This is a genomic window from Collinsella sp. CLA-ER-H10 (genome assembly GCF_040092475.1).
Classification (GTDB): domain Bacteria; phylum Actinomycetota; class Coriobacteriia; order Coriobacteriales; family Coriobacteriaceae; genus Collinsella.
The window spans coordinates 1-12757 of the sequence record NZ_JBBNLM010000029.1 but is presented as its reverse complement, the minus strand read 5'-3'; the positions used below and the strand labels follow the sequence as shown (position 1 = coordinate 12757).

At 62.5% G+C, this 12757-nt stretch carries 11 protein-coding genes and 1 tRNA gene; 9 read left to right on the top strand and 3 right to left on the bottom strand.

The window, feature by feature from the left end; all coding sequences use genetic code 11:
* Nucleotides 1–150: 150 nt before the first annotated feature.
* The 3 genes from AAAX36_RS09075 (at nt 151) to AAAX36_RS09065 (ending at nt 1974) form a co-directional block, all read left to right on the top strand.
* Nucleotides 151–600 (top strand): MarR family transcriptional regulator, encoded by a 450-nt coding sequence (locus AAAX36_RS09075; protein ID WP_022093866.1) that lies wholly within the window; start codon nt 151–153, stop codon nt 598–600.
* 119 nt (nt 601–719) lie between these two features.
* Nucleotides 720–1574, top strand: coding sequence for a DegV family protein (locus AAAX36_RS09070; RefSeq protein ID WP_349075180.1), 855 nt, complete (start codon nt 720–722; stop codon nt 1572–1574).
* A gap of 79 nt (nt 1575–1653) precedes the next feature.
* On the top strand, nt 1654–1974 hold the full coding sequence (locus AAAX36_RS09065; protein WP_040359378.1) for an MGMT family protein: 321 nt from the start codon (nt 1654–1656) through the stop codon (nt 1972–1974).
* Between the two features lie 393 nt (nt 1975–2367).
* Here AAAX36_RS09065 and trpS read toward each other — a convergent pair whose 3' ends face one another.
* Nucleotides 2368–3417, bottom strand: coding sequence for a tryptophan--tRNA ligase (gene trpS / locus AAAX36_RS09060; RefSeq protein ID WP_349075178.1), 1050 nt, complete (start codon nt 3415–3417; stop codon nt 2368–2370).
* Nucleotides 3418–3576: 159 nt separating this feature from the next.
* Nucleotides 3577–4776: an MraY family glycosyltransferase gene (locus tag AAAX36_RS09055; RefSeq protein ID WP_349075175.1), complete on the bottom strand. Its 1200-nt coding sequence runs from the start codon at nt 4774–4776 to the stop codon at nt 3577–3579.
* Nucleotides 4777–5300: 524 nt separating this feature from the next.
* Here AAAX36_RS09055 and AAAX36_RS09050 point away from each other — a divergent pair.
* The 5 genes from AAAX36_RS09050 to proB all read left to right on the top strand — a co-directional run bounded on the left by AAAX36_RS09050 (nt 5301) and on the right by proB (nt 9782).
* The gene (locus tag AAAX36_RS09050; RefSeq protein WP_349075173.1) at nt 5301–6239 is read left to right on the top strand and encodes a radical SAM protein; all 939 of its coding nucleotides are present in this window, start codon (nt 5301–5303) and stop codon (nt 6237–6239) included.
* 150 nt (nt 6240–6389) lie between these two features.
* Nucleotides 6390–6462 (top strand) — tRNA-Ala (locus AAAX36_RS09045).
* A 64-nt stretch (nt 6463–6526) separates the two neighbouring features.
* Complete coding sequence (locus AAAX36_RS09040) at nt 6527–6985, top strand: hypothetical protein (protein ID WP_349075171.1); 459 nt, start codon at nt 6527–6529, stop codon at nt 6983–6985.
* Nucleotides 6986–7069: 84 nt separating this feature from the next.
* On the top strand, nt 7070–8575 hold the full coding sequence (locus tag AAAX36_RS09035) for a nicotinate phosphoribosyltransferase (protein WP_260699419.1): 1506 nt from the start codon (nt 7070–7072) through the stop codon (nt 8573–8575).
* Nucleotides 8576–8654: 79 nt separating this feature from the next.
* A complete protein-coding gene (gene proB, locus AAAX36_RS09030) occupies nt 8655–9782 on the top strand; it encodes a glutamate 5-kinase (protein ID WP_349075169.1) in 1128 nt (375 codons plus the stop codon).
* A gap of 99 nt (nt 9783–9881) precedes the next feature.
* Here the strand turns inward: proB and AAAX36_RS09025 are convergent, their stop codons facing one another.
* Nucleotides 9882–11300 carry an alpha/beta fold hydrolase gene (locus AAAX36_RS09025; RefSeq protein WP_349075167.1) on the bottom strand — a complete coding sequence of 473 codons (1419 nt, stop codon included), beginning with the start codon at nt 11298–11300 and terminating at the stop codon, nt 9882–9884.
* Between the two features lie 112 nt (nt 11301–11412).
* Here AAAX36_RS09025 and AAAX36_RS09020 point away from each other — a divergent pair, with 112 nt between their 5' ends.
* Entirely contained in the window at nt 11413–12699 is a 1287-nt protein-coding gene (locus AAAX36_RS09020) for a glutamate-5-semialdehyde dehydrogenase (protein ID WP_260699416.1), read from the top strand.
* Nucleotides 12700–12757: the final 58 nt, after the last annotated feature.

Sequence of the window (12757 nt, the reverse complement as noted above, 5' to 3'; positions counted from 1 at the left end):
GTCCAAGTTTCGGGGCGCAGTTCACTGTCCCCTTTGTGGTGGTTTTTATGTTGATGGGTTAACAAATAGGGTGCGCAGGGCTGGCGGCCGATAGGTACGGTTAAGATGTTTACCCGTTAGCATTATGCAAGCGAAAGGCGGTCGTCTCCCATGCAGCAGAACGACGAGACACGTTTCGAGGACTTTGTCGGACTGATCAGCGGGCTCTACAAGGAGATCCAGCGCATTAAGACATCCGAGGGCGCAAGGCTGGGCCTCAAGGGCTCCGACGTTATGTGCCTGTACTATCTTGAGCGCAGCAAGGACGGCCTGACTGGCGCCGACCTCGCTCGCATGGCAGGCGTGACCCGCGCCGCCGTCTCGCGCACGCTCGCGCATCTGGAGGAGGGCGGCTACGTCGAGGTCGATGATTCGGGCGATGCCGCCGTTAAGTATCGTGCTCCGGTGCGCCTGACCGCTCTGGGCGGCGAGAGTATGAGCGAGGCGGACCGCATCATTCGCGAGGTGCTCGATACCACCGGTAAGGCTATGGGTGTGGAGCAGCGCGAGCAGATGTATGCGTCGCTACGCACGATTCTCAACACCCTGCGCGAGATCTAAGGCCGCCAAGGCATTTGCTTCCAATTAACAACTGCATAGTCCCGTTTGAGCGCGTATACCGTGCCGGGGCATTGCTGTCAAAATTCCCCGCGCGAGGTCCGCGCAAGAAAGGATTCGCTATGTCCATTCGTATTATTACCGATTCCGCGAGCGATATGTCGCCGGCTGAGCACCCCGCTCTGCGTGTTCTGCCGCTGTCCGTCACCTTTGGCACCGATGTGTACATGGATGGCGTCGACATCGATCACCAGCGCTTTTACGAGATGCTCGTGGAGCGCGATGAACTGCCCAAGACCGGCCAGGTCAACCCGTACGCGTTTTCGCAGGCGATTGCCGAGGCGCGTGAGGCCGGCGACGAGGCAGTGATTATTACCGTTGGCGCCAAGCTTTCGGGCACCAATCAGAGTGCCCGTACCGCACTTGCCGAGGCGCCGGGCGGCGACGTGTTCGTGGTAGATAGCAACAACGTCACCCTGGGCGAGCGCGTGCTGGTCGAGTATGCGCTGCGCTTGGTGGACGAGGGCCGTAGCGCGGCCCAGATCGCGGCGGCCGTCGAGGCCGTGCGCGACCGTGTGGTGGTTATCGGTCTGCTCGAGACGCTGGAGTACTTGGTGCGTGGCGGTCGCCTGTCTGCTGCTGCGGGCGCTGTGGGCACGCTGCTCAACGTTAAGCCCGTGGTGGCCGCCGAGGACGGCCTGATCGTGCAGCTGGGCAAGGCGCGCGGTTCCAAGAACGGCCGTAACCTGCTCAACCAGAAGGTCGAAAAAGCGGGCGGCGTCGACTTTTCCATGCCGCTGGCGCTGGGCTATACGGGCCTTTCGGACGCCGTGCTCAAGAAGTATATCGAGGACAGCGCGGCACTGTGGGCTGGACACACCGAGAACGAGCTGCCCATCCACACCATTGGCGCCACCATCGGCACCCACGTGGGCCCCGGCGCCGTAGCCGTAGCTTTCTTCCGCCCCGCCAAATAGCTTTCCGGTCAAAACCACCACAAAGGGGACAGGCACCTTTTTGGTGGTTTATGCTTGTTTCGGTTGAAAGGAGCATGCGATGGCGTCTGAGGGCTTTTTTGAGCGGGTGTATGAGGTGGTCGAGCAGATTCCCGAGGGGATGGTTGCCACCTACGGTCAGGTGGCGCTGCTTGCCGGTCGTCCGCGGAGCGCGCGCTATGTGGGCTATGCGCTGCACAGCAACCCGCGCCCCGGCCAAATTCCCTGTCATCGCGTGGTGTTTGCCGACGGGCACATATGCGAGGGCTTCGCTTTTGGCGGTCCCGATGCTCAACGTGAGCTTTTGCTAGGGGAAGGTGTGGCGTTTAAGGACGACATGCACGTCGACTTGGCCGCCTGTCGCTGGCCTGCCGGACTCTAACAGCTCTGCCGTGGCCAAAACCACCACAAAGGTGCCTGTCCCCTTTGCGGTGGTTTTCCGTTGCAGGTTTACCGGGGCTAACTTATGGAGAAGGTGTGGCGGCGCACTTTGCCGTCAGAAAGTAAACCACGGTGAACTATATTGTATTCAGCAACGGAGTAGGCAATAGGCGATGAAAAAGCCTGCCCTGTTGAGTTTGATTCGCATTCCTCCCCTCTGTGCGATTCAACGGTGTACTTCGGGAACGGGCCCGCTGGCAACTGACTGCCGGCGGGCCCGTTCCCGTTTATCGGGGGAGTGCAATGGACGGAGCCGAGCTGGTCGGGCTCCAAAAAAGGCGGACGCCGTAGCGCCCGCCCCATAACAATCGAAAGCTCAAGCCAGCAGATCGGTCTAGTACACCATGCCCATGGCGTCCCGAACCTCGGCCAGGGTCTGCTCGGCGATCTCGTTGGCACGACGGTTGCCCTCGTGCAGCACGTCCTTCACATAGTCCAGATCGTTCTCGTAGCGCTGGCGACGCTCGCGGATCGGCGCAAAGTACTCGTTGACGGCCTCGGTCACGTACTTCTTGAGCTGGCCGGAGCCGCCCATGCCAATCTCCTCGGCAATCTCGACCTCGGATCGGCCGGTGCAGATGGCAGCCGTCGAAAGCAGGCCGGACACGCCGGGGCGGTTCTCGGGATCGAACGTGATCATGCGCTCGGAGTCGGTCTGGCTCTTCTTGATGCGCTTGGCCGTCTCCTCGGCGGTCATCGAGATGTTGATGGCGTTGCCGTAGCTCTTGCTCATCTTGCGACCGTCCAGGCCCGGCAGCAGCGGGGTCTCGGACAGCAGCGCGTCGACCTCGGGGAACACCTTGCCGTAGCGGTTGTTAAAGCGGCGGGCGATGGTGCGGGTGAGCTCGATGTGCGGCAGCTGGTCGCGGCCGACGGGCACCACATTGCCCTTGCAGAACAGGATGTCGCAGGCCTGGTGCACCGGGTAGGTGAGCAGAAGGCCGGTGAGCTCGTGGCCCGAGGCCTCCATCTCGGCCTTGACCGTGGGGTTGCGCGCCAGCTCGGCCTCGGACACCAGCGACAGGAACGGCAGCATGAGCTGGTTGGCGGCGGGCACGGCGGAGTGCGCGTAGATCATGGTCTTGTCGGGGTCGATACCGCAGGCAAGGTAGTCCATGACCATGTTGTACACGTTGTCCTGGATATGCTCGGTGGTGTCGCGGTCGGTGATGACCTGGTAGTCGGCGATGAGCACGTTGGTCTTGGCGCCCATGTTCTGCAGTTCAACACGGCCCTTGAGGGTGCCAAAGTAGTGGCCCAGGTGCAAGCGTCCGGTGGGGCGATCACCGGTGAGCATGGTGAACTTCTCGGGCGTATTGGCCAGGCCCTCGCGAATGGCGTTGCTCTTTTGCAGCGCGACTTCGTAGCTGTTCTCGTTTGGCATGATTGCTCCTAACGTATGTTCATGGGTCAAGATGATAACGCGTTTATTGGAGGGGCGGGGCGTAAGTAGGCGAGGGGCGGGAGAGGGGTGGCTTGTGCGATGGGCGCGGCGCGGCCGCGCTTGGCCAACGGTGCCTGGGCACATCCTCGGCAGCTTGCCCTAGAGCTTGTGGTGGCGCTCTTCTTTGCGCTCCTCGGCTGCCTGCTCCTCCTGCTTAAAGGCGGGGTCGTCGGGGGTAACGAGCTCGTCCTCGTGCGTGCGCTTGTTGTAATGGTGGCGCAGCACGGGCTCAAACAGATGTAGATGCTTGGCGAAGGCAGCCGAGCCAATGGCGAGCACGGTAAAAATGAGCACGCGCATGGGCACCTCGACCTGATTGATGGCGGCGGCGCCGGCCGAAAGCATGATGCACCAGGCATAGATGAGCAGCACGGCCTGTTTTTGGTTGTAGCCTTCTTGGATCAGGCGGTGGTGGATGTGGCCCTTGTCGGCCTGTCCGATGCTAATGTGGGCGCGCTTGCGGCGCACGATGGCGCTGAACGTGTCGATGATGGGCACGCCGGCAACGATGAGCGGAATGATAAGCGAGGTGAGTGCGGCGGTGCGGCTCACGTTGAGCAGCGAGATGGAGCCCAGCGCAAAGCCCAGAAGCAGCGACCCCGAGTCGCCCAAGAAGATGCTTGCGGGGTTGAAGTTGTAGCGCAAAAAGGCCAGACAGGCGCCAAAGAGCGCAATGGAGAGCGCGGCGGCGTCGATGCGGCCCGAGAGAACGGCCATCGAAAACATGGTGAACGACGCGATGCCGCAGATGCCCGTGGCCAAGCCGTCGAGGCCGTCGATGAGGTTAATGATGTTAGTGAATGCCACCAGATAGATCACGGTAATGGGGTAGGCGAGCCATCCGAGCATGATCTCGCCGGGAGCAAACGGGTTGACGATGACGCCGATTTTTAGGCCGCCGATACAGGCGATAAGCGCGGCGAGGACCTGTCCGGCCAGCTTTTGCTTGGGCGTGAGCTGGAAGACGTCGTCGATAGCGCCGGTCGCAAAGATGACGGTAAAGGAGAGCGCCAGCATGGGATAGCTAATGTGAAGGCGCGGGTGCGGTACCAGGACGGGTGGCCAGCCTAGGTACCAGGTGCCTAGGATTTGCACAATGCAGGCAACGACCAGGCCCAAAAACACCGCCGTTCCGCCCAAACGCGGGATGGGCTTGGTGTTGATGCGGCGCTTAGAAGGATAGTCGACGGCATCGAGCTTAATTGCCAAGCGCTTGACCAGGGGCACCGCGAGGAAGGTCGTGATAAAAGCCGCCGCTGCCACGCATAGGTACGGTATGTAGCTCGGGTATGAAGCCATGAATCTAAAAACCGCCAAGCGTCGAAGGAAAAGGTCAGAAGAACGCCATGCGCAAAGGGCATAGCCGAACCATAATACTCGACCAAGGGGGGTGCATGTAATTGCACGCAGCGATAATCACGCGCTTACCAGATATTGGGATGTTGTCGATGGCTTGTCGGGATGCCGGCGGGGATCCATATGGACTGTATGGTGATTTTCGGCAAAAGAAAACCACCCCCCACGTTACGAAAATGAACCCACCTAAAACAGGTGGGTGCCCTCATCGACTGTTCCAGCGTCCTTAACAACGAAGGATACCTGTACTAGGTACGACTGTGTGGGCTCCCTAAATAAACGCGACGGTTCACCCAGTTGCTCCGCGGGGGGCGGAATACCTACATCATAAAGCGGCACTTTATCGATTCCAGTCTTGACATTACAAAAATCGTGTCGGACGATTACGGCGCCTTGGGCTCGAGCCGTCTGTGCGGTTGGCCCTCTTGCGCTTGAGCTGCTGAATCGTTGTTTTGGAGCATGTTTTTATGCCGACGTCGTTGACCGAACTTTTTTCGCCCGCCTGCCATTTGTGTCCGCGCCGTTGCGGTGTGGCGCGCGATGAGGGCGCGCGCGGCGTATGCGGTGCTAACGACACGCTCAGGGTGGCCCGCGCGGCGCTTCATATGTGGGAGGAGCCGCCTATCTCGGGCGAGGCCGGTTCGGGCACGATCTTCTTTAGCGGTTGCTCGCTTAAATGTATCTACTGCCAGAACCACGAGATCTCGACCGGCAATTTTGGCCTTGAGATTTCGTCTGAGCGTCTGGTCGAGATTATGCTGGAACTGCAGGACCAGGGTGCCAACAACATCAATTTGGTGACGGCGACGCACTATGCGCACCTGTTGCCTGCCGCGATTGCCGCGGCACGGATGCGCGGGCTGGTCATCCCGATCGTCTACAACACGAGTGGTTACGAGCGTGCGAGTGCCGTGGCGGCGCTGGGCGACTTGGTCGATGTGTGGCTCACCGACTTTAAATATGCCGATGCCGGGCTTGCGCAGTCGCTTTCCCATATTAAGGACTACCCGCGCGTGGCCGTGTCGGGTCTGGCCCAGATGGCGCGCGAGATCGAGCGCCGCGGGGGAGAGTTGGTGGATGAGGGCGGGCTCATGAAGCGCGGCATCATCGTACGCCACCTGGTGCTTCCGGGGCATGCGGACGATTCGTGTCGCGTACTGGACCTAGTGTGGCAGACGGTGGGCGACGTGCCGATCTCGGTCATGAACCAATACACGCCCAATGCCCTCATGCGCGAGCAGGGTGGCGATCTGGCGCGCGCCGTGACGCGCGAGGAGTACGAGCGAGTGCTCGACCATGCCGACGACCTGGGCTTTACGACGATGTTCTGGCAAGAGGGCGGCGCGGTAGACGAGAGCTTCACCCCGGCCTTCGACACCACCGGTGTTCTTGCCAGCGCAAAGTAGCGCGTTCGTCGATGATTTTTCTGGGACGGGGATAAAAAATCATCGAGAGGATCGCCTGTTCGAAAAGTTGCCAAAATAGCCGCGCCCCAAAAAGACTGGTTATTGGGCGTTGACAGTTGGAGAGCCGTAGGTAAAATATCGAATTGTCCTGGGGACGTAGCTCAGTTGGGAGAGCGCTGCCGTCGCATGGCAGAGGCCGAGGGTTCGACTCCCTTCGTCTCCACCCTTGGATTTGATAAGCCGCTGACATTGTGTCGGCGGCTTTTTTTAAAAGAAAGGGCTATACCATGGCCGAGCTTGAGTCCCAACCATTGTCCGACGAGGAGCGCGCTGAGTTGGAAGAGCTCCGCGCTGAGAAGGCCCGCCGCGAGGCTCGGGAAGAGGCCCGTCGCGAGCGTGAGGAGCTGGCTGCCCTGCGCGCCGAGCGTGCGAAGGCCGAGGAGGTCGCCTTGAACGCCGCATCCGAGCGCAAGCCCGCGCCCGCACCCAAGCCCGCTGCTGCGAAGCCTGCACCTGCCGCGCCCAAACCTCAGCCTAAAAAGGCCGCTCGTCTTAAGTCCGTCGAGCCCAAGCCGAGCCGTGACGAGATGACCTTTGCCCAGCGCATGGTTACCTCCAAGGAACCTACGGGCGAGAACGAGATCCCTGGCATGGCGCCGGCTCAAAAAATCATCATTGTCCTTGCCCTCATCGCGTTTGTCATCTTTATGGGCTACACGATCCTGACCAGCATGGGCCTGCTCTAACCGATTTGCATCGGGCGTCATGTCCGCATGCTCTGCTCTCGTCCAACCCTCAAATTCTGCACCACACATCCGAAAGGTCGCCCCATGGCTTTGACCGATATCTCTCATCCCACCGACATCGCAATGCTCACCGATCTGTACGAACTCACTATGGCCCAGGGCCTGTGGGAGAGCGGCAAGGCCAATGAGCAGGGTTGTTTTACCGCGTTTTACCGCGACCATCCCTTTGGCAGCGCCTATGCCGTCATGTGCGGCACCGCCGAGCTGCCCGAGCTAGTCGAGAATCTGCGCTTTACGCCCGAGGATATCGACTACCTCGCCTCGCTCCAGGCCCCGGCCGGCGGCGCGATGTTCAAGTCCGCATTCCTCGACTACCTGCGCGATTTTCGTGCGCATGTAAATATCGACGCCGTCCCCGAGGGCGAGCTCGTCTTTCCACGCGAGCCCATGGTGCGCGTCACCGGTCCTGCGCTCGAGTGCCAGCTGCTTGAGACGGCGCTGCTCAACATCGTCGGGTTCCAGACACTTGTCGCCACCAAGACGGCGCGAGTGGTGCTGGCGGCGGACGGCCGTCCCGTGGCCGAGTTTGGCCTGCGCCGAGCCCAGGGTCCCGATGGCGGCCTGGCCGTTGCGCGCGCGAGCTACGTCGCCGGCTGCTCCTCTACGTCCAATGTGCTCGCCGGCCGCCGCTACGGTATTCCCGTCTTTGGCACGCATGCGCACAGCTGGGTGATGAGCTTCGATTCCGAGCTCGAGGCCTTCCGCGCCTTTGCCAAGTCGAGCCCCAAGAACTGCACGCTGCTCATCGACACCTACGATGTGCGCGAGGGCTGCGAGCATGCCATTACGGTTGCCAAGGAGATGGAGGCGGCGGGCGAGCGCCTGTCGGCTATTCGCATTGACTCGGGCGACCTCGCCAAGCTCTCCAAGTATGTCCGCGGTCGTTTCGATGCCGAGGGCCTGCCCTATGTGGGGATCTCGGTTTCTAACGATCTGGATGAGTACACGATTCAGTCGCTGCTCGACCAGGGCGCGCCCATCGATAGCTTTGGCGTGGGCACCAAGCTCGCGACCTGCTACGACCAGCCGGCGCTGGGCGGCGTGTACAAGCTTTCCGCCCGCCGTGCGAGCGAGGCCGACCCGTGGACGCCGGTGGTCAAGCTCTCCGAGCAGCCCTACAAGCGCACGATCCCGGGCGTGCAGCGCGTGCGCCGTTATTACGACGGCTTTGGCGGCCCGGTCTGCGACATGATCTACGACGAGGACCATCTGGTGGGGGAGGGCGCCGCGCGCGGCAATACCCTCGTGGCCGTGAATGATGCCGCCCTGGTGACCGACGTGTCGGAGCTTGAGTATCGCGAGCTGCTGGTGCCGATCGTGCGCGATGGCAGTGCAGTGGCTCCGCGTGAGAGCATCCAGGACGCGCGCGAGCGCTGTGTTTGGGCGCTCGATCATCTGGACGCAGCTTTCAAGCGCTTCCTGTACCCGCAGACCTATGTGGTGGGCATGGAGCAGGGCCTGGCTCAGGTGCGCGACGAGCTCGTGCGCAAGAACATGGCCGCGGCCTCGGCTTTCCCCTGGGCAAAATGATTCCTTGGGCGGTAGGGGCGAGTCACGCTCCCTTGGCCGCCAGCTTGGCCGTTCGCTGAACAGTTGATTGGTTTGACGTATGACGACTTCTTATAAAACGATGGTGGTAAAGATCGGTTCGTCCACGGTGGTGGGCGCCGATGGCAAGGTCAACCGCGCCTTTATCGGCGGACTTGCCGATCAAGCCGCAGCGCTGCGCAAGCTTGGCTGGCGCCTGGTCGTGGTGAGCTCGGGCGCTATCGCCTGTGGCTATCCCGTGTTGGGCTTCGACCGCAAGCCGGTCGGCGACCTTCCGAGCTTACAGGCTTGCGCCTCGGCCGGTCAGTGCATCATCTCGTCGGCCTACGACGAGGAGTTCCATGCGCGCGAACTGCTCACCTCGCTCGTGCTGCTCACGCGCCACGATACGGCCCGCCGCACGTCCTACCTGCACGCGCGCGACGCCCTGCTGCGCCTGGTGGAGCTGGGCGTGGTGCCGGTCGTCAACGAGAACGATACCGTCACCGTCGACGAGATCAAGTTTGGCGACAACGACACACTGGCGGCGCTTGTGAGCTGCCTGGTTTCTGCCGATCTGTGCGTGACGCTGTCCGACATCGACGGCCTCTACACCGCCAATCCGCACGAGGACCCGACGGCCGAGTTTGTCCCGGTCGTGCATAAGATCGATGCCAAGATCATTGCCTCGGCGGGCGATTCTTCCACATCGGTGGGTACGGGCGGCATGATTACCAAGATCCGCGCGAGCCGCATTCTCATGACGGCGGGTATTCAGAGCGTGATTTGCTCGGGCGAGGAGCCCGATGCGCTCGTGCGCCTCGCCCGCGGCGAGAGCGTGGGCACGCTGTTCGATCCGCCGGCGGAGCGTCTGGACATCGCACCCCGCAAGCTGTGGATTGCGCTGGGTGACAAGGCGCACGGTTCGGTAACGGTCGATGACGGCGCCGCGAAGGCGCTGGTCAGCCGTGGCTCTTCCTTGCTTGCGGTGGGTATTCGCGAGGTCGATGGCCAGTTTGCCGAGGGCGATGTGCTCGATGTGTGCGATCCGAGCGGTATGGTCGTCGCCCGCGGTATCGCCGAGGCCGATTCGGACGTGCTGGAGCTTGCAGCCGGCCGCCGCCAGGACCAGATCGCCAGCAACCGCCTGCTCGCTAACCTGGCCGAGAAGCCGGCGATACACAGGGATAACCTAATCGTATTTGCATAAAGAAAGACAGCGCTGCGGATCGTTTCCCGCAGCGCTGTCTTTTTCGTGCCGGCACTTGGGGACGTTCCTTTTGTGCCGGCAGGCGGGGACATTCCTTTGCTAGAAGATCCGGCGCAGGTCTCCGCGGTTGAGGGCTTCGTCGAAGAGGTGCTTGAACACCACGCTGCCGTGTAGGCCGTCGTGCTCGAACTCGTTGGTCACCCAGGCATGCGAGTTGCCCACGCGGCTGAGCGTATCGAGCTGCAGGCCCGAATCCACGTACATGTCGTCGAAATACACCGCGGCCTGGAGCGGCACCTCATTGCAGGCCAGGCGCTGCGGGTCGTAGATCTTGTCCCAGCTGGTGTCTTCCATCAGCAGGTCCATGGCGGGCTTAAACGGCTTAAGCTCGGGCATCTGCTCGAACATCCACGGGAACATGGCCTCGCCGGTAAACATGAGCGGGCGCGCGAGGGTGTCGAACTCGGCGCGGTGTGCCTTCTCTTCGGCCGCGGCCCAACCAATGGGCATAGTGTCGCCGTCGGCGTATATGAACTCCTGCAGCGTCCAGTACAGCGGATTCGTGCGCGTGTTGGTGCGCTCGAAGGCGCGCATCAAAAAGTTGTCAGATACCGAGGCGCCGCAGGTCAGCGTGCCGTCGCCGTCAACAAAAGCGTGATCGATGATCCAATGCATACGCTCAAAGCTCGGCTTCATGCCAAAGTCGCTGCCCATGAGCTGTAGGCGCTCGACCGTCATCGGCGAGCCGTCGGGCAGCACGGGCTTCTGTGCCTCGAGCGCATTGGCCAGGGCTGCCACGCGCTCGACGTCGGCGGGGTAGCGGTCGTAATACTGCTGCGTCTTGGCGGCCATGCGCGGGAAGGTGTGCTCGTAGACCTCGCTGGCGCTCGCCGGCACGTGGGGGATGCCGCCGCAGGTAAAGCTTGCCGCCACGCCTTCAGGGAAGAGCGACAGATAGCTCAACGTCAAAAAGCCGCCGTAGCTCTGCCCGAGTGTGACCCAGGGCTTGCCGCCAAAGCCCACCAGGCGCAGGTACTCAAAATCGCGCACGATGGAGCTGGAGAGGTGGCGCTTGAGGAAGTCAGCCTGCGAGCGTGCGGCATCGGAGCCGGCCGCCGTCGCGCGCTCGCCCAGTGCGGCAATCGTGCGCCCGTCTACACAGCTACTGCGTCCGGTGCCGCGCTGGTCGGGAAGGACCACGCGGAAGTGCTTGACGGCCTCCTCGATCCAGCCGTCGCTTGTGGGCGACAGCGGACGTGGGCTCTCGCCGCCGGGGCCGCCCTGCAAAAACAGGAGCAGCGGCAGATCGTCGTTGATGCGGTCGGGCGCGCAAACCACGCGGTAGAAGAGCTTGATGCTCTCGGGCGCGCCGGCGATGGGTGCCGGCATAGCGCCGCGGCGCATGGTACTGCCGACGGCCAGGAGCATCGGCTCCAGGCCGCGCCAGTCAAGGGGGACGTCGATGCTGTGGTCCTCGACGTAAAGGCCGGGGACGTGGTACGAAGTGATGAGGGTCATGTGAGTCTTCCGTTCGTTGCGGTGTTTCGGGTTGACCAATTCTACCGCCGCGGGCGAGGCCATGCGCAAATCGGCTACCATGGTTGCAAACTTCTAGGAGAAAGGGCCGCCCATGTCGGTCGATATAGCCACGTATGTCCACGATCTTGCCGTTGCCGCCAAGGCAGCGTCGGCCTCGCTTGCCACGGCGAGCGATGAGCAGCGTCAGGAGGCCGTGCGCGCCATGGCCGCAGCACTGCGCAACGGTGTCGACTCCATCGTTGCCGCTAACGAGCTCGATATGTCCGCCGCGCGCGATGCGGGTACCTCGGCGGGGCTCCTCGATCGCCTGCTGCTGACGCCTGAGCGCGTCGAGGGCATGGCCGCCGGTTTGGAGAAGCTCGCCGAGCTGCCCGATCCCGTCGGCCGCGTGCTCGACCACCGCGTGCTTGCGAGCGGTGTGGACCTGACCCGCGTGAGCGTGCCGTTGGGTCTGGTTGCCATGGTCTACGAGGCGCGCCCCAATGTGACGGCCGACGCCGCGGGCATCTGCATCCGCACCGGCAACGCCTGCATTCTGCGCGGCGGCTCGCTGGCCTATCACTCGTGTGCCATGATCGCCGAGCTGCTGGCCGATGCGCTCGAGGCCAAGGGCTTCCCGCGCGAGGCCGTCTCGATGATCGAGTCCACCGACCGCGAGGCCACCGGCGAGCTCATGAAGCTCCGCGGTATTGTCGACGTACTCATTCCGCGCGGAGGTGCAGGCCTGATCCAGCGCTGCGTGCGCGAGTCGCTTGTGCCGGTGATCGAGACGGGCACGGGCAACTGCCACATCTACGTGCATGAATCCGCCGACTTTGATAAGGCGCTCAACATTATCGTCAATGCCAAGACCCAGCGCGTAGGCGTGTGCAATGCCGCCGAGTCGCTGCTGGTCGACCGTGCTGTGGCCGATGCGTTTTTGCCCGCGGTCGTGACCGTGCTGCATGACCACGGCGTGCTCATTCACGGCGACGAGGCAACCTGCGCCGCATGCGCCGATGCCGGGCTTGCCGAGGGTGATGACTACGTTGCCGCGACTGAGGAGGACTGGGGTCGCGAGTATCTGGCGCTCGAGATGAGCGTGAAGGTCGTGGCGAGCGAGGACGAGGCCATCGCACACATCAACCGCTACGGCACGATGCACTCCGAGGCCATCGTTGCCGAGGACACGGATGCTTGCGAGCGCTTCCTGGATGCGGTCGATGCCTCGGCCGTGTACGCCAACGCCAGCACGCGCTTCACAGACGGCGGCGAGTTTGGCCTGGGCGCCGAGATCGGCATCTCGACCCAAAAGCTCCACGCCCGTGGCCCCTTTGCCGCCGAGGCCCTCACCACCTACAAATACAAGCTCCGCGGCACCGGCCAGGTCCGCCCCTAAACCCCTCGTAAACGAAAACCGCCACAAAGGTGCCCGTGAACTGCGCCCCGAAACTTGG

Excerpts from the sequence above, each read along its gene's own strand:
- AAAX36_RS09035 (WP_260699419.1), top strand. The coding sequence starts at position 7,070 with ATGGCTTTGACCGATATCTCTCATCCCACCGACATCGCAATGCTCACC.
- AAAX36_RS09055 (WP_349075175.1), bottom strand. The coding sequence starts at position 4,776 with ATGGCTTCATACCCGAGCTACATACCGTACCTATGCGTGGCAGCGGCG.
- AAAX36_RS09020 (WP_260699416.1), top strand. The coding sequence starts at position 11,413 with ATGTCGGTCGATATAGCCACGTATGTCCACGATCTTGCCGTTGCCGCC.
- proB (WP_349075169.1), top strand. The coding sequence starts at position 8,655 with ATGACGACTTCTTATAAAACGATGGTGGTAAAGATCGGTTCGTCCACG.
- AAAX36_RS09065 (WP_040359378.1), top strand. The coding sequence starts at position 1,654 with ATGGCGTCTGAGGGCTTTTTTGAGCGGGTGTATGAGGTGGTCGAGCAG.
- AAAX36_RS09050 (WP_349075173.1), top strand. The coding sequence starts at position 5,301 with ATGCCGACGTCGTTGACCGAACTTTTTTCGCCCGCCTGCCATTTGTGT.
- AAAX36_RS09070 (WP_349075180.1), top strand. The coding sequence starts at position 720 with ATGTCCATTCGTATTATTACCGATTCCGCGAGCGATATGTCGCCGGCT.
- AAAX36_RS09025 (WP_349075167.1), bottom strand. The coding sequence starts at position 11,300 with ATGACCCTCATCACTTCGTACCACGTCCCCGGCCTTTACGTCGAGGAC.
- AAAX36_RS09075 (WP_022093866.1), top strand. The coding sequence starts at position 151 with ATGCAGCAGAACGACGAGACACGTTTCGAGGACTTTGTCGGACTGATC.
- AAAX36_RS09040 (WP_349075171.1), top strand. The coding sequence starts at position 6,527 with ATGGCCGAGCTTGAGTCCCAACCATTGTCCGACGAGGAGCGCGCTGAG.
- trpS (WP_349075178.1), bottom strand. The coding sequence starts at position 3,417 with ATGCCAAACGAGAACAGCTACGAAGTCGCGCTGCAAAAGAGCAACGCC.